Here is a 25,291-nt window from a genome sequence, read left to right as displayed (position 1 = left end):
CCTAATCGTCCCCCAATTCCATCTGATCTAGTGTGTTGCCTGATGCAACCATCGGATATACGTTTTCTTCCTGTGCAACTCGGAAGTCCACCACGACTGGTCCATCATGCGCAAGTGCCTCTGCCCAAACTGCTTCGGCTTCCTCAGGCGTGTGTGCTCGCAAGCCTTTAACGCCATATGCTTCGGCCAGTTTCACAAAATCCGGGCTGCATGTCAGATCGATTTGGCTGTAGCGGTTATCATAGAAGAGCTCCTGCCATTGACGAACCATTCCCAAGCACTGGTTGTTCACAATCGCTACTTTGACCGGAATGTTGTATTGGGAGACGATTGCCAGCTCTTGGTTGGTCATCTGGAATCCGCCATCCCCTACGACGGAGATTACCGTGCGATCTGGGTGAGCGATCTGTGCGCCAATTGCTGCCGGGAAGCCGAAGCCCATCGTGCCGAGACCACCGGAAGAGATAAAGGAGCGCGGGTGCTTGAACTTATAGTATTGAGCTGTCCACATCTGGTGTTGTCCAACGTCTGTTGTGACGATCGCTTCCCCATCTGTGGAGTTGTACAAGAGTTCAATGACTGCTTGTGGCTTCAATACGTCCCCATCTTTTTTGTACTTGTACGGATATTGTTCTTTCCACTCTTTCAACTGGCTGATCCACGCTTCTGATTCACAAGCTTTTGCGAGCGGAATTGCTTTTGCCAGCGTGCTCTTCACGTCGCCCGCTACTGTTACCGCTGTGTCTACGTTTTTCCCCAGCTCTGCTGGATCGATGTCGACGTGTACAATGCGGGCTTTTGGTGCGAACTCCTTCGTGCGTCCCATCGTGATCCGGTCATCAAAGCGTGCTCCCAGACCAATCACACAATCCGCATTCAAGAGCGCTTGGTTCGCTGTGTAATTTCCGTGCATCCCCGGCATTGCCAGCGATAACTCGTGTGTTCCAGGGAAACCGCCCAATCCCATGAAGGTGTTGATCACCGGGATGCGTGTTTTTTCAGCAAAGTCGCGCAATTCTTTCTCTGCTTGAGCTGCAATGATTCCCCCGCCCGCCAAAATGACTGGACGCTTCGCTTCGCTAACGGCTTTGACAAACTCTTGTACTTCTTTGTCGCTTGGTACGAGTGAAGCGCGGTAGCCGCGAATTTCCACTTTATCCGGGTAGGTAAATGGTGCCTTCTCATTGGCGACGTCTTTTGGAATATCGATCAATACTGGGCCAGGGCGTCCAGTTGTCGCAATGTGGAACGCTTCCTTTACAATCCGCGGGAGATCACGAATATCGCGGACAAAGTAGCTGTGCTTCGTAATCGGGATGGTAATTCCCGTAATGTTCGCCTCTTGGAACGCATCGGTACCAATCAGTGACTGTGCCACGTTACCCGTGATGCAGACTAGCGGAACCGAGTCCATCTGAGCTGTTGCGATCCCTGTTACAAGGTTCGTTGCTCCCGGACCAGAAGTGGCGATACATACACCCGGTTTGCCAGTCGCTCGGGCATATCCGTCAGCAGCGTGGATAGCGCCTTGCTCGTGGCGAGTCAAAATGTGCTTGAAGTAGCTCCCGTACAGGGAGTCATAAATGGGGAGAACCGCCCCACCTGGATAGCCGAAAATGTATTCGACCTCCTCCAGGATCAAACAGCGAAGCAGTGTTTCTGCTCCTGTCACCTCTTCCCCGAACTGAATCGGTGGAATGCCGTTCTTTTTCTGCAATTCGGCCATTTCAACACTCATTGCTCTCTCCTCCTCCCAATTCCAACAGGTATTGAAAATAACTATAGACACATAGAAAAACCCTTTCGCCCCGACACGGTTCGATTTCCATGTCTTTTGGGGCGAAAGGGTTCGCGGTACCACCCAACTTTATCGGCGCCTCGCGGTCAGCCGATCTCAGCCAGTCACAACAAATGTGGACTGTAACACGTTAACGGGTGTTAAGCGGTTTGGCCTACTACCTGCAAAGCAAGTTTCAGCAAAACGGCTCGGAGGTGAGCAATGCGACGTACCCTATACCCGTTTCTCAGCATCAGGGCTCTCTGTAAAAGGGGAAACGCGCACCGTCCTCGTCATAGCCTGCTATTTAAAAAATATTTTCAATATTGTTGTTGTCAGAATAAAGTGTTACGTCTGATTATAGCTAGGCACCTAGGGGGTGTCAACGAAAACAAAAAGATTTTACTAGACTTTCGTCCGAACGAATGCTCAGTTGGAAATGGCTTTATAGCGCGGTTTTTGCGTGAAAGCGGATACAACAAACAATCAAAACCGTTTTGTTGACCGCAAGCGATCGCGTATACTTTTATGAAAAACGCCGAGACGTTTTTCACCACACTTGTCCAGTTTTTGCAACGGAAAAAGAACGGCTTTGCCGTCCCTCTCCTGCTCTTCCGGTTCCGTTTTATTGCGGAGATTTCAATCCCTCAATCAAAATTGTTGCGACTTCCGGACGTGTAAATTCCGGAGGTGGCGTCATCCCGTTTCTCAACATTTCCCTCACTTTTGTTCCCGATAAGGTCATATGAGAATCTCTGTCATGTGGGCACGTCTTGGTCGTCGCCATCCCTTGGCAGGCGTTGCAGTAAAAGCTGTGCTCAAAAAAGAGCAGCTGGATACCGAGCTCGCCAGGAGCAAACTCGGAAAAGATGTGCTGCGCATCATACGTGCCGTAGTAATCGCCTACCCCTGCGTGATCACGGCCGACGATAAAGTGTGTACAACCGTAATTTTTTCGTACCAATGCGTGGAACACCGCCTCACGCGGACCTGCATATCGCATAGCAGCCGGAAAAGCACCGAGCAGTACACGGTTGTGTGGATAGTAATTTTCCAGAAGGGCGAGATAGCTTTTCATTCGTACTTGTGCAGGAACATCGTCTGATTTCGTTTCCCCCATCAATGGGTTGAGAAAAAGGCCATCGACAATCTCCAATGCGGCTTTTTGAATATACTCATGCGCCCGGTGAACGGGATTGCGCGTTTGGAAACCAACCACCGTTTTCCAGCCATTTTCTCGAAATCTTTTTCTGGTTTCTGCCGGCGTCAAATAAAAATCAGAGAAGCGCTCAGGCTGTGGCTTTTGCAGGATTTCTACAGGCCCACCCACGTATAGGTTGGGCTTTTCAAACAGCTTTTTCACACCGGGGTGAGCGAGATCCACCGTGCGAAAAACAAGCTCTGCCTCACGCGTTTTATCTGGCACAAAGCAGCTTTTCACCTGCAAAATCGCATAGTCCACTCCATCTTCCCCACGTAACAGAATGCTGTCGCCAGGCACAAGATCGTCGTGCTCATCTGCATCGACAGCCAATGTCACCGGCAACGGCCAAATCGCTCCATTGGCTAGACGCATCGTTTCCACGACAGTGTGGTAATCCGCCTCTTCCATGAAACCAGTCAACGGCGAAAATGCTCCGATGGCAAGACATTCGATGTCCGACAGGGTCCATTTGTCCACGATAATGGCTTTTTTGATCCCGTGCGGCAAAATCGCTTGCTTCACACCTTTCCCTCCTGCGCTGTTCATTTGTGCAGACCGCATTCAGTCTTTTCGAAGCCAGCCCACCGTCCCGACCGAGAATCTTGGCCAGGCAGGACAGCGCGCGTGCATACTCGGCAGCCAATGCTTGGATAGTTCCGGTCGTGCAATGGATTGTAAGGGACATCATGTGCATGGATATATTCCCACACCTGGGCCTCCGTCCAATCTGCTAGCGGATTGAATTTGACCAGGTTGAATTTTTCGTCCCACTCCACTTTTTTGGTATTCACTCGGGTAGGTGATTGCTCGCGGCGAATGCCTGTAATCCACGCCTGATAGTTGGACAGGGCGCGCTTTAATGGCTCTACCTTTCGAATCTCGCAGCAAAGATTCGGTTCTCGCTCCCACAGTTTGTCACCGTGTGTTTCTGCCTGCTCGGCTAACGTCACCTGTGGCTGCACTTGAATAAATGTCGTGCCGTACCTGACTTGCAGCTTGTCACGCGTATCGTACGTTTCAGCAAAATGAATGTTGGTATCAAGGTAAAATACAGGAATCGTGGGAGCCAATTTGTGCAGCATGTCGATTAAAACGACATCTTCAGCGCCAAAGCTGGCAGCTAGGATCAGACTCGCTGCATAGTTTTCCACGGCGTTCACAAGCACGTCTTGGGGCGCTTGAGTCTCCAGTCTGCTTGCCCATTCCTGTAATTCCTCATCCGCCATTTTCTGGCGATTGCTCATCAGCGAAACTCCTCTCTTGCTAGGATTCACCCACCATCATATGCCTAGTAACTGGAAGTGGCGCATCGTCCACCTATATCCAACTCGCCCAAACCAAACGGTCATGATCGTTTGATCGAATGCAAGCGGTCGATGTTTCGATCCCCAGATGAGAGAGGACGCTTTTCACAGGAAAAAAGCCGCCAGACAGGGTCTGACAGCTTTCTTCTGCTTTATTTCTCCTCTTTTTCGTTTACGGTGGGAGCGAAAATAAAAGAGGCTCCGGTTTGTTGCGTGTTTTTGACCTCGGTTTTTTCCGTTGGTACGGCGTAAGAACCAGGGGTTACCAAGGAAGGTAGCACCGTGTAAGAATCATCCTTGTCTTTTGCAAACGCTCCTGGCACGAGCAATGCTGAACAGACAACTGCTGTTACACCCATCATCATCCATTTTGGTTTTCTCATCTATGTCTCTCTCCCTATCCAATGTTTTCCTGTAACGCTTTTTATTGTATGGCAGTAGGGAGTCTGCTCGACACGGACGAAAGATTGTTTTTTTCTCAGACTTGAGATGGATTCGTTTTTTCCAAAAGAAAAAGCATCCTGTTCGGATGCTTTAACCCATTAGTTTTTTTCTTTTTCGTTTACATTTGGAGCGAAAATAAATGCACTTCCTGTTGTTTGCGTACCTGTCACGGTATCTGTTTTCTGGACTACTGGAGCTGTCGTGTTTGGAGCAGGGGCGAAGAAAGCATTCGTTACGGAATATGCGTCTTCTTTCTCTTTGGCAAACGCCCCTGGCACGACCATCGCCGAACAAACAACCGCTGTAATTCCTAACATCATCCACTTTTGTTTTCTCATTTTGATCTCTCTCCCTATCCAATGTTTTCCTCTTATGGCTTTATTGTAAGGGATTAGCCAGGCTGTCTAACACGGACGGGAGGTTGTTTTTTACTCAGACCTTAGGCGGATTCCGCTTTAGGACCATAGCCTAGTTCTGTAAACAACGACGCGAATATGTTCGATCGCATTTTTGCTTACACATCAATCGTTGTCCTTGTATGCTTATACAGCTCTTCAATCGTCTGTCCTTTTGCTCGGGCAAGTACCTCCATGCGCACACTCAGTTGCTTTTTCGCAAACTGCTTCAAATCAGTGATCTTCACTCCGAATGCACTCACCCCTTGTGGGTCATCCATCCAGTCGTACAGATGAGTTGCCATCGGAGCTAGCTCATCCATCTTTTTGGCAATGACATCGTAAATATGCCGATGCTCACAGATCAATCGCTGTAGCAGGAATGTTCCATAGCTGATGTGCCGCGATTCGTCTGTCTTCAAATACCCAATTCCTTGCATGAGACCAGGCATGAGCCCCGTTTTGCTGAGTGCTTCGTAAAACGCATAGTAACCTGTCTCTGCGAGCACGCCCTCCACAAACATGTTGTAGACAGTAGAAGCTTCTGCGATGGCTTCGGGGGATTTATCCGTTAATAGACGATGGAGTGCGTTCGGTAGGATCTCATGGAAAATTCGCTTGTACACATCGTCGTGAAAATGATGCAAGTCTCCTGACTCGCCGATGTTGTCGAGAACCAACCGGAAAAACTCCGTATGCTTGGCCTCTTCAAAGAGGAAGGTCGTCAAAAACATTTCTTCCTCCAGTCGCCCTTCCTCTGCAATGACCATGATCAGAGGCAAAAGATCGAGGGTGACAGCCTCTTCCCCACCAAGAAAACCAGCAATCCGTCCCAAGGTTTCTTCCTTCTGCTCTGGATTCATATTCGCGTAATCTTCGCGGTCTTGTGTAAAATCAATGTCCTGCGGGTTCCAAATGCCGTATCTCTTCGCTTTTTGATACAACTGGTATGGCAGTAGCTCCTGATCGAATCCTTTTTGGCTGATCGAAACAAAACCATTCCTCATCCCCATCCAACCTTTCTTTTTTCTGATACGCCTTCTATTTCGAATGAATGAAAGAAGTTGTGAAGTTGTTAATTTATACCAATTCCATTCTTTACGCTCCGATCTGCGGTTTGATAAAATGAAGGCGCTGTAGGTTGATTATAGGTCAGGCTGAACGGTCGTTCATATCCCCAAAAATCAGGGGGTGTTTATCACTCAAATGGAGGTGGCAATCACTCCATGGTCAGTCCAGAGCTGAACATGTACATCGATCGAATCGAAGAAACGGCATATTACGAGGAGAAACTAGTGCTTGCTGTACGCGGTTTCGTGGATCTCTTTCCTTTTACGGGAGCCATTCTGTGCAATTACTCCACGCTCAGTCAAACGGGTGAGGGACTATGGTCGATCCTTGACCAAGAGTTATGCTCCATCCGAAATATCCGGGTGGACTTGCGCAATATGCCCCTTATCCAGCAGGCGATCCGTGAACAGAGAGCCGTACTACTAGATTCTGAGGCGATTCGTGAGTTACCGCCCCATTTAGTGTACGGCGCCCCTTATGCGCTCATTCTCCCTATCAGCTATGGACCTAATGTACTCGGCTACGCCGGTATTTCCTGGCATCAGGATGGCTGTTCTGGCATCAACCATCCATTGGTACAATCTTTGAGCGCATACTGCTCGATGCTGGGCAAAGTATTGGCAACCGACTCCCTTCGCCCTAAAACCGTCAAGCTCTCACGCAGAGAAGTCGAAGTCATGCAGCGGATGTCATGGGGCGAAAGCGTTAAGGAGATGGCGAGCTGGATGGGAATTAGTGAGTTTACCGTGCAGGATTACATCAAGTCCGCCTTAAAAAAGCTCGGTGTACAAAATCGCGCACAGGGTGTGGCAGACGCTATTCGCCAACGAATCATTTGTTGAATAGAAATAGAAAAACAACCGAATGTGAGCTCGGTTGTTTTTTCTTTGACTCAAACTTCTCTTTCTACGTTCTGATTTCTACCACGTTTCTCGGTGCTGTTCTCGTCCGTTGAATCTCCCTGATTTGAGAAGTAGTCAGATTTCGTCCCACAAAAATGAACGACGAGGTACGATTATTGAAGCCAAAATTACCGAGGTTGGCAATATCTCGATTGCCCCGAAAGACACGAAAATCGCCTTGATAAGCGGTTCCTGAAAACAGAACGAGTGTCACTCGGCCATTATTCCCTGCTCGTAATCGAAAACTCGACAGTACGTCATTGAATTCAAGAGCCTGACACTGTCTAACTGCTACCCCACGTCTACGAAAACGAATACGACGAGCTTCAAAGTTTCGACCTGCCCATAGGCTTACTCGTAATTCTGCCATGCCACTCACCTCCTTCTATCTTTGCTATAAGATATGACAAGGAGATTGATAGCGTGTGGACAGGTGTAGGATGCTATTCGTTTGATTTTGCGCTCTAGACCACAACAAAAAAGCCAACCTTGCCCTCAATCGGGAAGATCGGCTCTTCTATTCAAAAATTAAGCGTTCAGTTTGCTTTTTGCAACTGTTGCCAGTTCGTTGAACGCAGCTTTGTCGTTAACAGCCAAGTCAGCCAGCATTTTGCGGTTAACTTCGATGCCAGCAACTTTCAGGCCGTGCATCAAACGGCTGTAGGACAGACCGTTCATGCGAGCTTGTGCGTTAATACGAGTGATCCACAGTTTGCGGAAATCACGTTTCTTTTGACGACGGTCACGGTATGCATACAGCAGGGATTTCATTACCTGCGCATTAGCGGATTTAAACAGGCGATGTTTGGAACCGAAGTATCCTTTCGCCAGCTTCAGGATTTTCTTATGACGACGGCGTGTAACAATGCCACCTTTTACTCTTGGCATACTAAACTCCTCCTGGTCTTTCCAGCATGGCGGCCTACTGCTAGGCGCTTAGGGAGCTCATGCTGCGTAATGGTGTGTAATAAAGAAAAACTTACAGGTAAGTGAGCATTTGCTCAATACGTTTTTGATCGCCTTTGGAAACGAGTGCAGCTTTGCGCAGGTGGCGCTTAGCTTTCGTCGATTTGTTAGCGAACAAGTGGCTACCAAACGCACGGTCGCGCTTCAATTGGCCGCTTCCAGTCTTTTTGAAACGTTTCGCAGCGGCCTTGTTGGTTTTCATTTTAGGCATCTGAAAAATCCTCCTGTCTAAACTACTATCTTACTGCTTTTCCGCTTTCGGAGCCAGAATCATGATCATGCTGCGGCCCTCGATCTTCGGCTTGCGCTCAGGCGCAGCGAGATCTTCACACTGGGCAGCTACACGTTCCATAACGCCTAGTCCAATTTCGGAGTGGGTGATTTCACGTCCACGGAAACGGATCGTACACTTCACCTTGTGTTGATCCTCCAAGAACTTGCGGACGTTGCGAAGCTTTGTTTGAAAATCGTGTTCCTCGATGTTAGAAGAAAAACGCACTTCTTTCAGCTCGATGATCTTCTGGTTTTTACGCGCTTCTTTTTCCTTTTTCGCCTGCTCGTATTTGAACTTTCCATAGTCCATGATACGGCATACAGGCGGCTTGGCTGTAGGAGCAACGTTTACCAGATCCAATTCAGCTTCCTGGGCAATGCGCAATGCTTCCCTAAAAGGTACGACTCCCAATTGGCTCCCGTCAGCACCGATTAAACGGACTTCACGGGCACGGATCGCTTCGTTAATTAACATTTGATCCTTGCTAATACTTGCCACCCCCGTCAATTTCGAGAAGGAACAAAAATGTGCGAACGCATTCTGCGCCCGCACATATCTCACCTAAGCAATTTCATCGGATCCGAAGATCCTTGCGTAAGAGTTACCTGTCAACAGTCGTATACGACGTCGACCCAGGTGAGAAGCTGGGCGCCTCTGCTTGTTCTCGAAGTATGAAGTGTTGTTTATACACGCAATTTATATTACAAGGTAGCTTGGGTTTTGTCAAGGCTAATACCTAATTATCCCCCGATATGGGACATTTCGACCTTTTCACGCTTGTCGAGACCAGGCGTTTCACTTAGTCGTTCCTCCGAGTAGCGCACGTCACGCCGCTCCCATATCGCACGTATCAGCTCGCGAATCTCTTCATCCGTGCGTCCATCGCGGACTGGTTCGCGCAAATCATCTCCGGATGAAGCGAAGAGACAATTGTACAATTTCCCTTCTGCCGACAGGCGAGCCCGCGTACAAGTGGAGCAAAAAGCTTGGGTCACCGATGAGATCAACCCGATTTCCTGGTTGGATCCCTCATAGCGATAGCGAGAAGCCACCTCTCCATAGTAGTTCGCTTCGGTCGCTACCAGCGGCATCTCTTCATGGATCATACGCACGATTTCACGGGAAGGTACGACTTGATCCAGCCGCCAGCCGTTACTGTTCCCCACATCCATGAATTCAATGAATCGAAGGGTGTGCCCTTGCTCACGGAAGTACCGTGCCATCGGCAAAATATCTTGATCATTGACTCCGCGCTGTACCACCATGTTGATCTTGATCGAAAGCCCAGCATCTGCTGCAACACGAATCCCATCCAGTACAGAATCGACCTGATAGCCTCTTCCATTCAACATCCCAAAGCGCTCATTATCCAAGCTATCCAGGCTGACCGTGACCCGATCCAGACCTGCTTCTTTTAGTGCTTGCGCATGGCGCGACAAGAGAGAGCCGTTGGTCGTCATCGCAATATCTTGAACGCCTTCTACTTCACGTATCATTCGAATCAATTCAGGCAAATTTCGGCGCATTAATGGCTCTCCGCCGGTAATGCGGATTTTCCCGACTCCAAGCGAAGTAAAGATCTGGGTCAAACGGGTAATTTCCTCAAAGGTCAGCAACTTGCTTTGCGGCAAAAACTCAAAATCCGGTCCAAAAATATCGGCAGGCATGCAATAACGGCAACGAAAATTACATTTATCGGTAACAGATATTCGTAAATCTCGGAGAGGACGGTTCCGTAAATCAAGCACTTTATCTGGCATAGCTGTTCACTCTCCTTTTATCTATAGGACGACTTTTCCCCTTCATCTTCATCATACCGTATTTCGACTTCGTTCCAGTCTATTATCTTAAATCGAAATCGCCAAATTTTCAAACGCAAACAGCACATTGTGGCATAAATGGGTTCGCTTTGCAAAAAAAGAGTACGAATTCCTCCTGACATTCGTACTCTTCCCGCTATGCATTCTTATATCTTAAATTTGCGAATCATTCTTTCCAGTTCGCGAGCCATCTGGTTCAATGATTCAAATGAAACGGCAAACTCTTCCATTGTGGCCAACTGACCTTTGGAGGAAGCCGCCAGATTTTCAGCATTGTGCGCTGAAACCCTTGCGATTTGGGCAGTCTCGTCCACAGATGCCGCTACTTGTTCCGATCCGGCGGACATCTGTTCAGAGACAGCAGATACCTCTTGAATTTGATCGGTTATCTGTTGAATTTCTTGCAAGATGCGTTGGAAGGCTTCTCCTGACTCCAGTACCGTAGACAATCCAACCTGAACATCTTGATTGACGGAATCCATCGAGTTGACCGCCATGTTCGTATCTGTTTGGATCTCCTGAATCAGGTTGGCGATTTGTCGAGCAGACTCATCAGATTGTTCTGCGAGCTTTCTCACTTCATCTGCTACGACAGCAAAACCTCGTCCATGCTCTCCCGCACGAGCAGCTTCAATGGCTGCATTCAGAGCAAGCAGATTCGTTTGAGAGGCAATTCCTGTTATCACGTCAATGATTTGCACAATTTCTTTGGAACGCTCACCCAATTGCTTGACGACGGATACAGAATGTTCCACAGAGCCACGGATGGAGTCCATTTGCTGGATAGCCTTTTGGATGGACTGGTTTCCTAGCTGCGCTTCATCCGCCGTACTTGTAGATGATTCCGAGATAATGGAGGTTGTCTCCGCCACACGTTGGATGCCGATCGACATTTCTTCCATCGCTCTTGCGGATTCTTCTGTACCTCGGAGCTGATTTTGCGCCCCGCTCGCTACTTCCTGTATCGTGGTAGATATTTTGTTCGCAGTATCTACATTGTCCGCCATGCGAACCGATATGTTGTCTGACGAAGTAGAAAGGGTGTTCACCGCTTTTTGAACTTCCCGAATGAGTCCTTGGATGGATACTTGCATCACCTGAATGCTATGACCAAGCATACCGATTTCGTCTTTTCTATCCAAAAGGTTTTTGGGCAATTCCGCGGTAAAGTCACCACGACCGATCTGTGCAATCTGGTCAACGATGGCAAGCAATGGCTTGGTAAATTTATGCGAGAAAAGAACAGAAGCCACTGCCGCTAGTAAGGCAAACAAAATACTTAATGCCCCGATGGTGAAACCGATTTGATTGGCTTCAGCAGAGAGCTCAGCTTTTTCGATAAACGAAATATATTTCCAACCGGTTTTGCTGGAAGTAAAGACGTTTGCCAAATACTCGGTATCGTTCATTGTGACCGCAAAGCTGCTGGGGGTATTCTCTGCAATAGCGGCCAATTCAGGAATTTGGGTATCTTTCAGGTTTTTCGAATTGAGCTCGGGGTTCTTGGGATCAGCTAAAATCGTTCCGTCTTTGCCCACCAACATGAGATAACCCGTTTTCCCAATCTTAATTTCTTTCAAAATATCGGTTAGCCCTTTTAAATTCACATCCAGTCCAACAACGCCCAATGGTTCACCCTTGTCATCCTTTAACGTCGTCACGTTACTGATCACGATACTGTTATCGCCCAAATAGAGATAAGGATCTGTTGTGATCACTTTTCCGGGATTCTCCATTGGTTTTTTGTACCAATCCCTTGTACGCGGATCGTAATTCGCGATGACATCATCTGTCGGCCACTGTATGTATCCTCCGTATTTTGTCGCTAAATAAATAAAGGCAGTATTCGGATGAGAATCGACAAATCGCAGGAAATCTTGAAAAATAGCGGCCTCTACCCCGCCATTTTGCAGGGGGGTATGCTTGGTTTTGGTTGGTTTGTCCATATACGTCGTGATGGTGTTATCTGCACTCTTTAGTAAGGGACTGCCTGCTATCAGGTTGACGTTTTCACGAATCGAGTCGAAATACAAGTTAATCGCGTTGTCTACCTGAGCCACTTCTTTTGTCGAGGATTCAATAAAATAAGACTGGATTCGCTCCTCCATACTGACATATACAAATGAGCTAATCACCCCAATCGGGATTAAAATAATGGCAAGAAATGCTGCTATCAGTCTTTGCTTAATGCTTACCCGCATGCGAATCCCCCGCTGTTCTTCTTGATGTCGATAAGGATACTTACTCTACATCCTTTTCCCGTTCTTTTTTCCAAGTAAACGTATCAAGTAAACGTTTACTGAAAAAAAGCCGCCCGAAACTTCAGGGCGGCTTTACTTCTAAACGCTCTTACTTCATTTCATTGATTTCAGCGCGGATTTTCTCTACAAACGCATCCACTGTCATCGCGCCTTCATCGCCCACTCCGCGTTTACGGACGGACAGTGTACCGTCAGCCACCTCTTTTTCACCGATGACCAGCATGTACGGGATTTTTTCAACTTGTGCTTCACGGATTTTGTAGCCGATTTTCTCATTGCGGCCATCCAGCTCTACACGAATACCGGCTTGTTGCAGTTTTTCTCTTACTTGTTCTGCATATGGCATGTGCACTTCGCTGATGTTCATGATGCGTGCTTGGATTGGTGTCAGCCAAATCGGGAATGCACCTGCGTAGTGCTCGATCAGGATACCGATGAAGCGCTCCATGGAGCCGTACATCGCACGGTGCAAAACAACTGGACGGTGCTTCTCGTTGTCTTGACCAACATAAGTCAGGTCAAATTTCTCAGGCATTTGGAAGTCCAGTTGGATCGTTCCACATTGGTGACGGCGTTTCAGCGCGTCGGTAATTTGGAAGTCGATCTTCGGTCCGTAGAACGCACCGTCTCCGTCTTTAATTTCATAGGCCATGCCGAGCTCTTCCAACACTGTTTTCAGAGAGCTTTCTGCTGCTTCCCACAGCTCATCAGAGCCCATGGAATCTTCCGGACGAGTGGACAGAGCCACACTGTATTCGAAGCCAAATACCTTGTAGATGCTGTCAATCAAAGTGATCATGCCTTTGATTTCGCTCGCGATCTGATCAGGACGGACAAACACGTGCGCGTCATCCTGGCAGAAGGTACGCACCCGCAGCATTCCATTCAACGCCCCGGAGTACTCATGACGGTGAACTTGCCCGAACTCAGAGTAACGGATCGGCAGGTCACGGTACGAATGCATCTCGTTTTTATAGATCAGCATGTGACCTGGGCAGTTCATTGGCTTCAAGGCGTAAGTCGCGTTGTCTACTTCTGAGAAGTACATATTCTCTTTGTAGTGATCCCAGTGACCGGATTCTTTCCAGAGACGCTCGTTCATGAGGAACGGTGAGCGCACTTCTGTGTATTGTGCCAATTGTTGCAGACGGCGGGAGAATTGCTCCAGCTCGTTGCGAACAGTGAAACCTTTTGGCAGGTAGAACGGCATGCCTGGTGCTTCCTCAGAGAACATGAACAGGCCCAGTTCTTTACCCAATTTGCGGTGATCGCGCTTTTTCGCTTCTTCGATGAAGTGCAGATATTCATCCATGTCTGCTTTTTTCGGCCAAGCTGTACCGTACACGCGTTGCAGAACTTGGTTTTCTGCTTTTCCGCGCCAGTATGCACCTGCCACGCTCATCAACTTGAATGCTTTGATGAAGCCAGTGGACGGCAAGTGCGGTCCACGACAGAGGTCGAAAAATTCGCCTTGCTCATACAGCGTGATAGTCGCATCCTCTGGCAGGTCGCGAATCAGCTCCAGCTTCAGGTGATCGTTCAGTTCTTGGAAAATCGCAGTTGCTTCTTCGCGGCTTACAACTTTGCGGCGAATCGGCAGGTCTTCCTTCACGATTTTTTCCATTTCTGCTTCGATTTTGCCCAAATCCTCTGGGGAAAGGGAAACCGGAATATCCATGTCGTAGTAGAAGCCATCTTCGATCACAGGACCGATTCCGAACTTCACTTCAGCGCCGTAAATACGTTTTACCGCTTGGGCGAGCAAGTGAGCTGTACTATGGCGGTATACTTCCAACCCGTCGGCAGAATCGAGGGTAACGATTTCAATCGCTGCGTCATCTGTGAGTTCTGTGTACAGATCAACAACCTTGCCGTCTTTTTTACCAGCTACTGCCTTTTTCTTCAGGCTAGAGCTAATGGAGCCTGCGATGTCTTCGATAGTAATCCCAGCGTCGTATTGACGAACGGCTCCATCTGGGAAAGTAACATGAATTTGTGCCACTGTGGATTCTTCCTTCCTGTATCTGTTTTGGTTGAGAAAATAAAAAAACACCCATCCCCAAAAAGGGACGAGTGTGTTCTCGTGTTACCACCCTACTTCAAGTCTGCGTACAAAAACAGACTCCTCATTCCATGTAACGGTATCTAACCGGCATACCGATAGTAAAAGCCTACGCTTCGTTCCCGGCAGCTACTCAAAGGTGGTAGATCAATAACAGTTCGCAGCGAGCTTCCAGCCTGTGGCCCGCCTCTCTAGAGCGTCCTTACTATTGTCCGTGTCCTTCTCATCGTATTTATAAGCGATGTAAAGTTGTTTTTGCTATTATAGTTTAGAGGGATTATTCCCGTCAAGTACACGTCGCTCGGATAGACAAAGGGAACAAGAGTGGCAAGTAATGAGCCGACCGTCAAAAATACTGCGGATCGTCTGTGCAAGCCCAGGCTTTTCCGAAGCCATATGGAGCACGATACTCTCAGGAGCCAGTGTAACCAAAGCACTGACCAAATAATCCTCGTCTCGGCATTTTTGTTCGTCCATGTTCAGAACCGTATCCAACTGTTCAAGCCAAAGACGATCCCCTTTTTTATCATAAAGATGGAAAGGTTTGTCCACACTAGGAACGACATGAACGATTTCCTGCTTGGTTTCCTGTACAGCAATGAAATAGCGCAGCAGTTCGACAAACTCTTGGTATTGCTTGTCTTCCAGATATTCGTCAATGCCCGTTTCCACGAGTTCGAACAGCTCGTTCCAATGCTCCTGCAGTCGAAAACGGATGAAGCCCAATACGTTGATCGTTCTCTCCCACTCCAGATAGGAGAAGACATTGCGATATACGTTTGCCTTGCGTGTCGTAGCCGTTAACAGTTCCCCGCCATCCAGCTCGACTTCTTGGCACATGCGTTGAATATAAGGAAAAATTTCCGCCCACTCGCTTTCCATCTGTTCGACAGCGAGTAAGTCTGCGGCCATTTCTTCCATGATTTTCGGTTCCTTCACCTGAATGACCCATTCGGCTAATGTAAGAGCAACGAAGGCTCTTGCCCAATCGATGGTCTGCGCGTCATACTCACTCTCACACCAGCTTTGAAAGTAGAACAAGAGGTATCCATTCTCTTCTTGCTCCCTGTATGTAATGCGCACCGGTGCAGTGTTGACCCGCTCCGTCATCTCATTTACGATAGCCCGATACGTGTCACAATGCTCAGGGACATTCTCCAGCAATACGCGAAACGTCTGCATAACCATCCCCCCAACCCGCCATTGTAGTTACAGTATATGTCCCGTCAGGAGCGATATACTTTTAAACGGTTGGAAACTCAGGGAAGGTTGCAGGTAAAAAGTTCCTGATTAAAATACCAAAAAACGCTTCTCTGCCAGTTTCCCTTTGTTAGGGGACAGAGAAGCGTCTTTTGGATTTATTGGTTTTTAGTTTTGCATGACAAAATCACGTTCTGCCATCTCGCCGTCTTTGAAAACGCGCAGGATGTCATACTGTGTGTTGCGCTGTGCAGGAATTTTGCCTGCGCCGCGAATCAGCTCCAAAATTTGGTTCGTGTTGACCTTGTACGTACATGCTGCTGCGGAAACAACATTTTCTTCCATCATCGTTTGGCCGAAATCGTTCGCTCCATAAGAGAGAGAAAGCTGACCGTAATGCGGGCCCATTGTCACCCAAGAAGATTGAAAGTTTTCGATATTATCCAGCATGAGGCGGCTGATTGCCAGTGTTTTTAAGTATTCCTCCGGCGTGTTGTTGACAGCCTTCATGTTGGTGTTGTCCGGTTGGAAGGTCCAGACAATGAACGCTTTGAATCCGCCTGTCTCATCTTGTGCATCGCGGATGCGCAACAGAGAAAGTACGCGCTCCTCCATCTCTTCCCCAAAACCAATGACCATGGTAGCTGTACCAGGCAAGCCTGCACGGTGTGCGGCTTTTTGGGTATCAATCCACTCAGTCCACGAACCCTTCAAACGGGAAATCTTCCGACGTGTACGATCATCGAGGATTTCGCCACCCGCTCCCGGCAAGGAATCGAGACCTGCTGCCTTCAGCTCTTTCAGCACTTCCTCGACAGACACGTTAGAAACTTCCGCGATTTTCATCACTTCCGCCACAGACAGAGAGTGCATCGTAATCTGCGGGAAGCGCTCTTTGATCGCACGCAAGAGGTCAGTGTAATAATCCAGCTTTAGATCAGGATTGGTGCCGCCTTGCATCAAGATTTCTGTACCGCCTACATCAACGGTCTCCTGAATCTTTTCGAAAATCGTCTCTCTGGGAAGAACGTATCCTTCAGAAGAGCCTGGGGGACGATAAAAGGCACAAAAACGGCAATACGTGTCACATACGTTCGTGTAATTGACGTTGCGACTAATAACAAAGGTCGCAATCGGATCTGGATGATGCTTCTGCATAACCAGATTGGCGTAATGTCCGATCTTTTCGATTTCATTGCTCGCAAACAAAGCCAGACCGTCTTCGAGACCCAGGCGTTCACCTGCGAGAGCACGTTCTAATATAGAATCGATCATAAGGATCACTCCTTGTACCATACGTAAATTCCATCCCACATCATAACACAATACCGGGACATCGGCTATAGCCCGAGGTGCTGACAGGCACACTTGCCATACGCGAAAAAACCCTGCAAGAGACAGGGCTTGGAATCGCAATGATTCTTACTCTTCTTCATATCCAATCTGTTCGTACACTTCTGGCTCCCAGTAAATCACGGTTTGCGCTAATGGCAAATTCGTTTCGCGCGCTCCGTTTGGTTTTCCATTAAAATAGATGATTTCTGTTATGGATACCCGATCACCACGTACGTCAATTTCCCCTGATACTTGCAAGTTAGTCCCGTTTGGTGCATAGAAAACGACTTTTCCCGAACCCAATGTTTTCATTGGTTCCTCCCATGATGTTTGTCCTGTTTCCCTACATTTTAGTGGATAATCTTTCCTAGCGTCAATGAAAAAGCAAGGACTTCATTACCAATATTCGACCTAGAGCTTTTGGAATGTGATAGCTGGGCCAATCGCCCTATTTCCTCGTTTTTCCTCACGTCACCTAACTTCCGTTGTGGTCTTTCTTTGGACAAAGTGGCATAAGATGGCTACAATAGAAAAAACCCCGTAAGGAGATGCTCATGCTCGAACATATCACACAGCTATTCATGCAATATGGGATGTGGGGACTCGCGGCCATGGCATTTTTGGACTCATTTATCAGTCCAATTCCTCCGTTTTTTATGCAAATTGCGATGAGTCTGCTCGATCCAGGCTCAGCGATTCAGTTTGCGACAGTAGCCTTTACTGCTTCCGTCCTCGGCGCTCCCATCGGATTTTTGTTGGGGAGATGGCTGGGAAAACCACTTTTGCACAAGATTCTCCCTGAAAAATGGGTTATCGTAGCGACGGAAAAATTCGCAAAAAACGGGGATGCTGCCGTCCTAATCGGAGCTTTTACCCCCATTCCTTTCAAGGTTTTCACTGTGCTCTCTGGCGTATTCAATTACTCGCTGACCAAGCTCATGTTTTATGCGATCATCGGGCGGGGATTGAAGTTTTTCTTGATTGGCACCTTGTTTTATTTATACGGAAATCACGCAAAGGTTCTGATCGATGAATACTTCGAGATCACGCTGTTGGCGGTAGCAGCATTGGTTGCTGCGACCTGGTTTATTTGGAGCATGCGCCGCAAGCGGTACGCGTAAAAATCAAAAGCGCCTTTGCCACCTCACCAAGTGGACAAAAGGCGCTTTTTGATTATCGGGTCGGAACAATAGCGGACTGTTGGGCCCATTCTTCTACGCTGACCAACTGATACTCCACCAATTGGGTAAAGAACTGAACATCCAGCAAAGGATCAACTTGAATCCCCCGCTTTTCTCGTGAAGGGAAATGCTTTTCGGCATACAGCTTTGCCAAAATGTATTTGCGCGCATTTCCCTCACGTGTCACCTGATCCTCTGCTTCACTGACGATGCATGATAAGGTGTACAAATCTACCATATGGTCTGCGAGCGTTTTTAATTTGTACGTTATATAATCGTGGATCTGTTGCATGAGATAGGCGATATTTTCCTCCAGGATGGCCAGTTCTGTTCGAATCAGCTCGGCGTACGGCTGTGAAAAGACATGCTTCCAGCCAGCTATGCGCTCCCGAAGCATTCTGCTAAACACTTCGTGGCTGTTTTCTTTTTGCATCACACGCAAAATATCGAGTGCCAGTATATTCGAGGTGCCTTCCCATACGGTCAAAACTTGCGCGTCACGCAACAGACGCGGCGTCACGTATTCCTCGATATAGCCGTTACCCCCATGAATTTCAATCGCGGTATGGGTTGATTTGACAGCTTCTTCCCCTGTACGGTATTTCAGCAAAGGAATCAATAGGCGTGCAAGCGCGTTATCCTCTTTGCTCACGGAATGAGACTGCAAGCGATCATAGACAGCAATCATATCAAACACCGCACCCGTGCTGACCTCTGTATCCAATAAGAGGCTCACCAGCATTTCTTTTACCATCGGGTACTGATCAATTGGCTTCCCGAATGCACGGCGCTGCTCGGCATAATTCCTCGCTTCGTAAAAAGCTCTACGCATAATCCCAATCGAAGCAATCGCGTTGCAAATGCGCGAGAGGTTCAGGGCTTCTGCCATGTATTTGAAGCCGTTTTGTGGCTCCCCGATCAAATAACCCTCTGCCCCGTTCAACAGTATTTCCGCAGATGGTACGGCGTTGACGCCCAGCTTTTCTTTCAAGCGGCGGACCTGGATGTGATTGCGTTCGTTGTCAGGCTTTACCCAAGGCACCAAAAACAGTCCGAGCCCTTTTGTCCCCGGTTTCTCCTCATCGATTCTTGCCAAAACAGTCGCAACAAATGCTCCGGCATTGCTCGCAAAAAACTTTTCTCCTGTCAATCGGTACACTCCGGGCCGACCTGCTACTGGCTCTGCAACGGTCAAATTCGCACCGACATCCGACCCGCCCTGTCTCTCGGTCAGCCAAGTAGCCCCTTCATACAAGCGAGTGCGGTCGCGAGAGGTCAGTCCTGTCAGGTACTGCTCCTTCTGTTCTTCGCTGCCGTAACGATCAAGTAAATAAGCGGCTGACATCGACAAGGTGACAGGGCAATAAAAGCCCGGCTCAGACTGGCTCACGAGATAGCCCATGAAAAAGGAATAGCTGTACGGCGCTTTTCTCCCCAACTCAGGGATGTCTTGATACAAATAGCTGACGATGCCTGCTCCGTAAACCTCTGCTACTGTTTCCTTGTAGCCTTCATTGGTAATAATCTCGGAAATATCCTCGCCCAGCCGATTGTACTTGCGTAATCTTGGCTTGCCTTCCCTGTCTGTATAAGCGGCACGCTCATCGATAGGTCCTGCCACTTGCGCACCTAACCAGCTCAACTGCTGTTTGGCCCATTCATGCATGGAAGCAGGGAGATAACGTTCCAGCAAGTAATTGAGATTGGGATCTGCTTTGAAAAAGTTTTCCCCCTGTGGCATACGCGGGTGCGGGATGTTGTCACTGTAAGTTCGCTGATCGATGCTCGTTTGCAAATCACTCATCGCAGCTCCACTTCCTTCTGGGAACTGACATCACGCAATACATGCTTCAGGACTTTTCCACTCGTATTCCGCGGCAGCGCAGGGACAATATGGACCTGTCGCGGTAGCTTGTAATCCGCGAGATGACCGCGCAAAAAGCTTTGGATTTCCTCTAGCCAATCTCGATTGTTATCGACTCCTGATTTTAGCACCACATAGGCCGTCACCGTCTCGCCCCACTCCACATGTGGCAAACCTACAACCGCTACCTCGCCAATCAACGGATGACGCTCCAACAACTGCTCGATTTCCTTGGGGTAAACGTTAACCCCACCCGTGATCATCACGTCTTTTTTGCGATCAATCATCCACAGAAATCCATCCTCATCTACCCGTGCAATATCGCCCGTATACACCCAGCCATCTCGTATCGATTCTGCTGTAGCCTCTGGATTGTTGTAGTATCCTTTCATTGTCCCTTCCCCGCGCAAGCGAATTTCACCCACTTCGCCACTGGCGCATCGCTCTCCTCGCTCGTCTACGACCTCCATTTCGACGAACAATACACCACGATTGCCTATACTACCGATTTTATCTGGATGTTCTCGGTGCAAAAGACACATTCCGGTCGGCCCTGCCTCTGTCAAGCCGTAGACGCACGCCAGTTTATCGCGTCCATAAGTTTCTTCCATGAGCGCAGCCATCTCTTTGGACAAAGGAGCCCCGCCATACATCCAATATTCGATGGAAGACAAATCGTACGAAGCAAACTCGGGATGCTTCATCGTCAGCAAATACGCCACAGGCGCTCCGAAGAAATGCGTAATCCGATGCTGCTGCACCAGGTCCAAAAGAAGCTGCGGCGAGAAGGTCAGAGCCATTACCTGAGTGGCGCCAAGCATGAGCCCTGCAATGAAAAAGAGATGGAGCGGAGCCGAATTACTCAGCGGCATCAAATGTAAAATTCGAGAACGATGTGACATCGTCAGTTCAATCGACATCATTTTCGCGACAGTCAATAAGCTTCTATGTGTATAAAGCACCCCTTTAGGTCGTCCAGTCGTTCCAGATGTATAGAGGATACTAACCTCGCTATCTTCGTTCATATTCACCAAATAGGGCTGCAAAGAAAACGCATTCATTTCATCAGAAGACACGTCAGTGGCATCCCAATCAGCAATGCCCTGCCAATTCCCTTGGCTCGTTCCTGTTTTGATGGCCACAAGCTGCGGCGTTTGAAGGACCCACTCATTCACGATCGGCACGAGGGCATCGTGAACAAGAAGTGCCTTTGCTCCGGCATGTTCACATATATGTCGTACTTCTTCTTGAGTTGAGCGTGCGTTGATCGGCACGACGAGTGCACCAGTGCGAATGACGGCGACGTAAAAAATGGCAAACTCCGGACAATTGGGCATCAGCATGACGACCCGATCCCCTTGCTCGATGCCAAGCTCTCGCAAATAGAAAGCCCACTGTGTAGAGCGTGTATCCCACTGGGAGTAGGTGACCTCTACATCTCCTGCAACCAGAGCGGGCTTGTCAGGGTATTTCCTTCCGTTTGCTGCGAGCAGAGCTGATACGTTCATCGTTTCTCCTCCTCATTTTCTTCAAGCAATTTTTGTTCAAAGTTTTGCTTGTAGACGAGAATGTCTTCTCTCAGTTGTCGGAGTTCCATGATTTTCTCGTCGATCTCAGCCAGCTTTTGGTTGCCGTACTCAATCGTTCGCAAAAGCTGCGCCCGACCTGTACGATCCTCGTCAAACAGCTTAATCATCTCGCGAATCTGATCCAACGAAAATCCGAAGCGCTTCCCTCGCAGAATGAGTCGCAGCCTGGCACGATCCTTACGGTTATAGTGCCTGCTGCCCTTCTCTGTCCGACTGGGGAAAATCAAGCCTAGCTCCTCGTAGTACCGAATCGTTCTGGTGCTGACATCTAATTGTTGAGCAAGATCAGAGATGGTCCACGATTCTTCCTTCTGTATTCCTTCTCTGCTCATGTCCAGCGCCCCTTACTTACATTTGTAAAATTCTAAATTTACCGAATAAAATAATTGTAACTGCCGTTTACGTAAACGTCAATTTGATGAAAAATTTATCGGGCCAATCACCAATCTATTATTCGCCCATATATTGTTATTGTGATTTTTGTGGAAGGAGGTGAAGCAATGGCCGTCATCAAAGCGAACTCCAAAGATGTCGATATGCTTGCCAGACTGATTCGAGCTGAGGCTGAGGGTGAAGGTGAGTTGGGCATGTTGATGGTTGGCAACGTTGGGGTAAATCGGATTTTAGGTAACTGCCTTGACTTCAAAAACATTCGCAGCATGCGTGACATGGTCTATCAATCTCCGGGAGGATTCGAAGCGGTCCAGAAGCCGTATTTCTATCAACGGACCAGGGATAAAGAAAGACGATTGGCACAGCGCGCAGTCAATGGCGAAAAGACCCGTCCGGCTAGCAACGCATTATGGTTCTACCGGCCTGCCGGAAACTGTCCAGCTACCTGGTGGGATCAACAAAACTCCGGTCGCTATAAGGCACACTGCTTCTTCGTTCCAACACCTGCAGATTGTCCACGCGTCTATTAAAAGGATTAGATAGATAAAGGAGCGAGTTCATCATGAGTCAACAAATGCCTTACACTGGTTACCCTCAACAACAATTCGGTTACGATATGTACCCATCCGCACAGTATCCATACGGCATACCTCAGCAACAGCAGCAGATGATTCAGCAGCAACCTCAACTGGTTCCGATGCAACCAAGCGGATCCTTGATTCCTGGAATGCCCATTACTCCTGGGCAAGTGCTGGAAGAATCGTACATCGAAAACATCCTTCGCCTGAATCGAGGCAAAGTCATTACGGTGTACCAAACGTTTGAAAACAACAGCCAATGGAACGCCAAAATTTTCCGCGGTGTCCTCGAAACTGCTGGCCGGGACCACATCATTCTCAGTGATCCGCAAACCGGCAAACGCTATTTGCTCCTCATGGTCCACACGGATTACATCACCGCGGACGAAGAATTGAATTACATCCCGCCTCAGCTTCCTACAGGAGTTCGGTAAGCAAACCAAGCACAAAAAGACAGTTTCCTTCGGCTATCCCCGGGGAGAACTGTCTTTTTGACGTATCTACCATTCCATGCTATTAATGAGGGAGAGACACAACTGCTTTGCAAAGGATGAGGAACAGTGGCATTTGGGATTACACGAGACGAACTAAACCGTTGGAAGCAAGCCGTTAGTCAAGGCGAATTGGCATTTCTTACCCACTATTGGCTGGACCCCCGGTTTCCTGGAATTAAAACCGTTACAAAAGTAGGCTGCGCCAATTATTCGTTACTGACAGACTGGTGCCTTACCAACGGACTCGATCCTGCCTACATTCATAATCGTGCGCCTTTCCCGCATTTTGATTTACTTGGCGAAAAACAAATCCAGATCTTGCAAAAGGAAGGTCTGTGGGATCACTTGGAGCGCTTCCGCATGCTGGAGAATGGACGAGACTAAGACGGATCTTTTTGCACGTGATAGCCTCGATCACCATATGGCGTCAGCTTTTTCATCCATTTATCTTCGAGTTTTTCCAATGCATCCTTCAAATCAAAATACGGGTGGTCTTTCTTTTCAACCTTCTCTAGCACTTCGATTTCAAAAGCGTCCGGACCGTATTTATCCCAGTCTTTTTGCAGCTGTCGATTAGGATGCGAGCCATGCTGAAGCATGAACTTTCTACCGTTGATCGTTTTTAGGTTATTCGTGCTGGCGATGAAGACTTTGTCGTCTTGCTTGTTCTTTATTTGATAAACACCTGCATCGGTTTCTACTTCCTTGTACATCTGCTTGAGCTCTTGCTTGCGATTCATCTGCTGCGCCCCCCGTTCCTCTCCTTCGTTTTCCACAGCGATCCTCCAATATTGACTACCGTCCGCCTGTCTATCCATCAATCCAGCATCGACTAAATATCTCCGCAAGGTCACATAATCATCGTAGAGACCTTCGAGAATCTCATTCACTTCCCGCTCGGTGTAGAGACGATCAAGCTCGAATTTTTTGGAAATCTCTTCGAGTAGGATGAGTTTATGCTTTTGCTTGCGTGGGAAGCGCTCTAATCGACCTGATAGTCCATTCGGAAGGAATTTCTTTACGACCGCGGCATATTCTGTGACATCGCCATCTTTCGAGTTGTTCTTTTGCTTGCTTGATTTGGCATCATTGGACGATTGCTGTTTATCCGCTTCATGCAATAACTCCATCATGACCAGGAACACCTTGGCCTGGCGTTCTTTCTCCTTGAGTGCAAAGCGGTGATTACGGATCGTCGATGCACTGCCGATCCCCATTTCATTTTGAACCTCGGCGTCTGTCTTTCCTTGGTAAAAAAGGCGAAGTAGATTAACTTGATGATCAGACAAGCCCGTCAATCGTTTATCCAACTGGCTCAGGTGGGTAAAGACAGAACCGTGCGTAACCTCAATATGATGGCGGATAAAGCGGGAGGCTTCGTACAGGACATCCTCCACCGGATAAATGATGCCTTTCTCCACCTGTTCCCCACAGAGCAAACACATGAAATGTTCTTCTTGTTCGATGTAACCTTGCTTCCATTCTTGAAGAGAAGCGCTCCAAAATGCTTCATGAAGACTCATCTATAAACACAACCTTTATTCGTTTGAGTTATTATAGATAACTTATCACTGTGTTTATTCCATGTCAAACAAAAAAGCTCTCCGTTGTATTCGCACAACAGAAAGCCTTTTTATCTATGCTTCACTGGCTCGCATCGAAAGACTTGCTTGAGCCAACTCTTTTAAAAATGTCAAACGGTCACCTTTGTAGAAACGTCCTTCTGTTGCTGTACGCTTCTGCCGATAGCGGATGGCCAATCGGTTTACCAAGCGATTAATCTCAAGATGCTGTTCCTCTTCCATCGTAAACCGTACAGCGTATTCGTAATAGTCCGTTTCCCACGGAATCGTGCGAACGACGTGGCCGTACATTTTCAGAGCCTGTCCGCACAATTCCGTCGCAAACTGCAGAACGAGCTGGTCGTTTGCTGGCATTTTGAGATGAGAAAGAAAACGAAGTCCACCTGCCCCAATATCCTCGATCAATACCTGCGTGCTCCCAATCTCCATCGTTTTCCCTTTGACCAGCACAATGGTCATGTCTGCACAGAGGGCGTATTCTAGACGTAAGCGAAAAAATTCACGTTGATGCCCCTCTGATCTACCTGGCATTGTTTTCTCCTTCTTTCTCATCTCATAGTGGGTAACACGCAAAAGAAAGAGCGCCTGTCATCT

The 25,291-nt window shown here is 48.1% G+C and carries 26 protein-coding genes and 1 other annotated feature; of the genes, 5 read left to right on the top strand and 21 right to left on the bottom strand.

Features of this window, described 5'->3' with window-relative positions; translation table 11 throughout:
- Window position 1: 1 nt before the first annotated feature.
- The 6 genes from ilvB to BBR47_RS08405 form a co-directional block, all read right to left on the bottom strand.
- Complete coding sequence (gene ilvB / locus BBR47_RS08430; RefSeq protein WP_041749317.1) at window positions 2-1,738, bottom strand: biosynthetic-type acetolactate synthase large subunit; 1,737 nt, start codon at window positions 1,736-1,738, stop codon at window positions 2-4.
- Window positions 1,739-2,402: 664 nt separating this feature from the next.
- Window positions 2,403-3,542, bottom strand: coding sequence for a sulfate adenylyltransferase (sat, locus tag BBR47_RS08425; RefSeq protein ID WP_012685341.1), 1,140 nt, complete (start codon window positions 3,540-3,542; stop codon window positions 2,403-2,405).
- Window positions 3,524-4,225 carry a phosphoadenylyl-sulfate reductase gene (locus BBR47_RS08420; RefSeq protein WP_012685340.1) on the bottom strand — a complete coding sequence of 234 codons (702 nt, stop codon included), beginning with the start codon at window positions 4,223-4,225 and terminating at the stop codon, window positions 3,524-3,526. The genes sat and BBR47_RS08420 overlap by 19 nt, the downstream gene beginning before the upstream one ends.
- A 212-nt stretch (window positions 4,226-4,437) precedes the next feature.
- Window positions 4,438-4,668 (bottom strand): hypothetical protein, encoded by a 231-nt coding sequence (locus tag BBR47_RS08415; protein WP_012685339.1) that lies wholly within the window; start codon window positions 4,666-4,668, stop codon window positions 4,438-4,440.
- Between the two features lie 159 nt (window positions 4,669-4,827).
- A complete protein-coding gene (locus BBR47_RS08410) occupies window positions 4,828-5,067 on the bottom strand; it encodes a hypothetical protein (RefSeq protein ID WP_012685338.1) in 240 nt (79 codons plus the stop codon).
- 176 nt (window positions 5,068-5,243) lie between these two features.
- Window positions 5,244-6,137: a R2-like ligand-binding oxidase gene (locus BBR47_RS08405; protein WP_012685337.1), complete on the bottom strand. Its 894-nt coding sequence runs from the start codon at window positions 6,135-6,137 to the stop codon at window positions 5,244-5,246.
- 213 nt (window positions 6,138-6,350) lie between these two features.
- Between BBR47_RS08405 and BBR47_RS08400 the strand changes: the two genes are divergently transcribed.
- On the top strand, window positions 6,351-7,037 hold the full coding sequence (locus BBR47_RS08400; RefSeq protein WP_012685336.1) for a helix-turn-helix transcriptional regulator: 687 nt from the start codon (window positions 6,351-6,353) through the stop codon (window positions 7,035-7,037).
- A gap of 64 nt (window positions 7,038-7,101) precedes the next feature.
- Here BBR47_RS08400 and BBR47_RS08395 read toward each other — a convergent pair whose 3' ends face one another.
- The 10 genes from BBR47_RS08395 to BBR47_RS08350 all read right to left on the bottom strand — a co-directional run bounded on the left by BBR47_RS08395 (window position 7,102) and on the right by BBR47_RS08350 (window position 17,327).
- On the bottom strand, window positions 7,102-7,467 hold the full coding sequence (locus BBR47_RS08395) for a hypothetical protein (protein ID WP_041749316.1): 366 nt from the start codon (window positions 7,465-7,467) through the stop codon (window positions 7,102-7,104).
- A 158-nt stretch (window positions 7,468-7,625) separates the two neighbouring features.
- Window positions 7,626-7,985: a 50S ribosomal protein L20 gene (gene rplT, locus BBR47_RS08390; RefSeq protein WP_007728568.1), complete on the bottom strand. Its 360-nt coding sequence runs from the start codon at window positions 7,983-7,985 to the stop codon at window positions 7,626-7,628.
- A gap of 91 nt (window positions 7,986-8,076) precedes the next feature.
- The gene (gene rpmI / locus BBR47_RS08385) at window positions 8,077-8,274 is read right to left on the bottom strand and encodes a 50S ribosomal protein L35 (protein ID WP_012685334.1); all 198 of its coding nucleotides are present in this window, start codon (window positions 8,272-8,274) and stop codon (window positions 8,077-8,079) included.
- A 30-nt stretch (window positions 8,275-8,304) separates the two neighbouring features.
- Complete coding sequence (infC, locus tag BBR47_RS08380; RefSeq protein ID WP_041749807.1) at window positions 8,305-8,811, bottom strand: translation initiation factor IF-3; 507 nt, start codon at window positions 8,809-8,811, stop codon at window positions 8,305-8,307.
- 41 nt (window positions 8,812-8,852) lie between these two features.
- Window positions 8,853-9,003 (bottom strand) — a sequence feature (ribosomal protein L20 leader region).
- A 74-nt stretch (window positions 9,004-9,077) separates the two neighbouring features.
- Window positions 9,078-10,097 (bottom strand): GTP 3',8-cyclase MoaA, encoded by a 1,020-nt coding sequence (moaA, locus tag BBR47_RS08375; RefSeq protein ID WP_012685332.1) that lies wholly within the window; start codon window positions 10,095-10,097, stop codon window positions 9,078-9,080.
- 206 nt (window positions 10,098-10,303) lie between these two features.
- Window positions 10,304-12,358, bottom strand: coding sequence for a methyl-accepting chemotaxis protein (locus BBR47_RS08370; protein WP_012685331.1), 2,055 nt, complete (start codon window positions 12,356-12,358; stop codon window positions 10,304-10,306).
- Window positions 12,359-12,506: 148 nt separating this feature from the next.
- Window positions 12,507-14,420: a threonine--tRNA ligase gene (gene thrS, locus BBR47_RS08365; protein WP_012685330.1), complete on the bottom strand. Its 1,914-nt coding sequence runs from the start codon at window positions 14,418-14,420 to the stop codon at window positions 12,507-12,509.
- A gap of 321 nt (window positions 14,421-14,741) precedes the next feature.
- Complete coding sequence (gene ytxC, locus BBR47_RS08360; protein ID WP_012685329.1) at window positions 14,742-15,662, bottom strand: putative sporulation protein YtxC; 921 nt, start codon at window positions 15,660-15,662, stop codon at window positions 14,742-14,744.
- A 186-nt stretch (window positions 15,663-15,848) separates the two neighbouring features.
- On the bottom strand, window positions 15,849-16,955 hold the full coding sequence (gene mqnC / locus BBR47_RS08355) for a cyclic dehypoxanthinyl futalosine synthase (protein ID WP_012685328.1): 1,107 nt from the start codon (window positions 16,953-16,955) through the stop codon (window positions 15,849-15,851).
- A 147-nt stretch (window positions 16,956-17,102) separates the two neighbouring features.
- On the bottom strand, window positions 17,103-17,327 hold the full coding sequence (locus tag BBR47_RS08350; RefSeq protein ID WP_012685327.1) for a hypothetical protein: 225 nt from the start codon (window positions 17,325-17,327) through the stop codon (window positions 17,103-17,105).
- A gap of 242 nt (window positions 17,328-17,569) precedes the next feature.
- Here BBR47_RS08350 and BBR47_RS08345 point away from each other — a divergent pair, with 242 nt between their 5' ends.
- Entirely contained in the window at window positions 17,570-18,136 is a 567-nt protein-coding gene (locus tag BBR47_RS08345; protein WP_012685326.1) for a YqaA family protein, read from the top strand.
- Window positions 18,137-18,188: 52 nt separating this feature from the next.
- On the opposite strand, the gene BBR47_RS08340 is transcribed toward BBR47_RS08345, so the two are convergent.
- The 3 genes from BBR47_RS08340 to BBR47_RS08330 are packed head-to-tail and all read right to left on the bottom strand — an operon-like array spanning window position 18,189 to window position 21,981.
- A complete protein-coding gene (locus BBR47_RS08340) occupies window positions 18,189-20,000 on the bottom strand; it encodes an acyl-CoA dehydrogenase family protein (protein WP_012685325.1) in 1,812 nt (603 codons plus the stop codon).
- A complete protein-coding gene (locus BBR47_RS08335; RefSeq protein WP_012685324.1) occupies window positions 19,997-21,568 on the bottom strand; it encodes a class I adenylate-forming enzyme family protein in 1,572 nt (523 codons plus the stop codon). Before BBR47_RS08335 ends, BBR47_RS08340 begins: the two co-directional genes overlap by 4 nt.
- The gene (locus BBR47_RS08330) at window positions 21,565-21,981 is read right to left on the bottom strand and encodes a MerR family transcriptional regulator (protein WP_012685323.1); all 417 of its coding nucleotides are present in this window, start codon (window positions 21,979-21,981) and stop codon (window positions 21,565-21,567) included. Before BBR47_RS08330 ends, BBR47_RS08335 begins: the two co-directional genes overlap by 4 nt.
- 168 nt (window positions 21,982-22,149) lie before the next feature.
- Between BBR47_RS08330 and BBR47_RS08325 the strand changes: the two genes are divergently transcribed.
- The 3 genes from BBR47_RS08325 to BBR47_RS08315 all read left to right on the top strand — a co-directional run bounded on the left by BBR47_RS08325 (window position 22,150) and on the right by BBR47_RS08315 (window position 23,498).
- Window positions 22,150-22,572 (top strand): cell wall hydrolase, encoded by a 423-nt coding sequence (locus BBR47_RS08325; protein ID WP_012685322.1) that lies wholly within the window; start codon window positions 22,150-22,152, stop codon window positions 22,570-22,572.
- Between the two features lie 32 nt (window positions 22,573-22,604).
- A complete protein-coding gene (gene gerQ, locus BBR47_RS08320; protein ID WP_012685321.1) occupies window positions 22,605-23,054 on the top strand; it encodes a spore coat protein GerQ in 450 nt (149 codons plus the stop codon).
- Window positions 23,055-23,180: 126 nt separating this feature from the next.
- The gene (locus tag BBR47_RS08315) at window positions 23,181-23,498 is read left to right on the top strand and encodes a hypothetical protein (RefSeq protein WP_012685320.1); all 318 of its coding nucleotides are present in this window, start codon (window positions 23,181-23,183) and stop codon (window positions 23,496-23,498) included.
- Here the strand turns inward: BBR47_RS08315 and BBR47_RS08310 are convergent.
- Together BBR47_RS08310 and BBR47_RS08305 are read right to left on the bottom strand one after the other, a co-directional pair.
- Window positions 23,495-24,637 (bottom strand): DUF2087 domain-containing protein, encoded by a 1,143-nt coding sequence (locus BBR47_RS08310; protein WP_012685319.1) that lies wholly within the window; start codon window positions 24,635-24,637, stop codon window positions 23,495-23,497. The two genes, BBR47_RS08315 and BBR47_RS08310, sit on opposite strands and share 4 nt — an antisense overlap.
- A 114-nt stretch (window positions 24,638-24,751) precedes the next feature.
- Complete coding sequence (locus tag BBR47_RS08305) at window positions 24,752-25,228, bottom strand: PilZ domain-containing protein (protein WP_012685318.1); 477 nt, start codon at window positions 25,226-25,228, stop codon at window positions 24,752-24,754.
- Window positions 25,229-25,291: the final 63 nt, after the last annotated feature.

This window comes from Brevibacillus brevis NBRC 100599 (assembly GCF_000010165.1).
Classification (GTDB): domain Bacteria; phylum Bacillota; class Bacilli; order Brevibacillales; family Brevibacillaceae; genus Brevibacillus; species Brevibacillus brevis_D.
The sequence above is the reverse complement of the archived record's forward strand: the minus strand, read 5'-3'. Positions and strand labels throughout refer to the sequence as shown.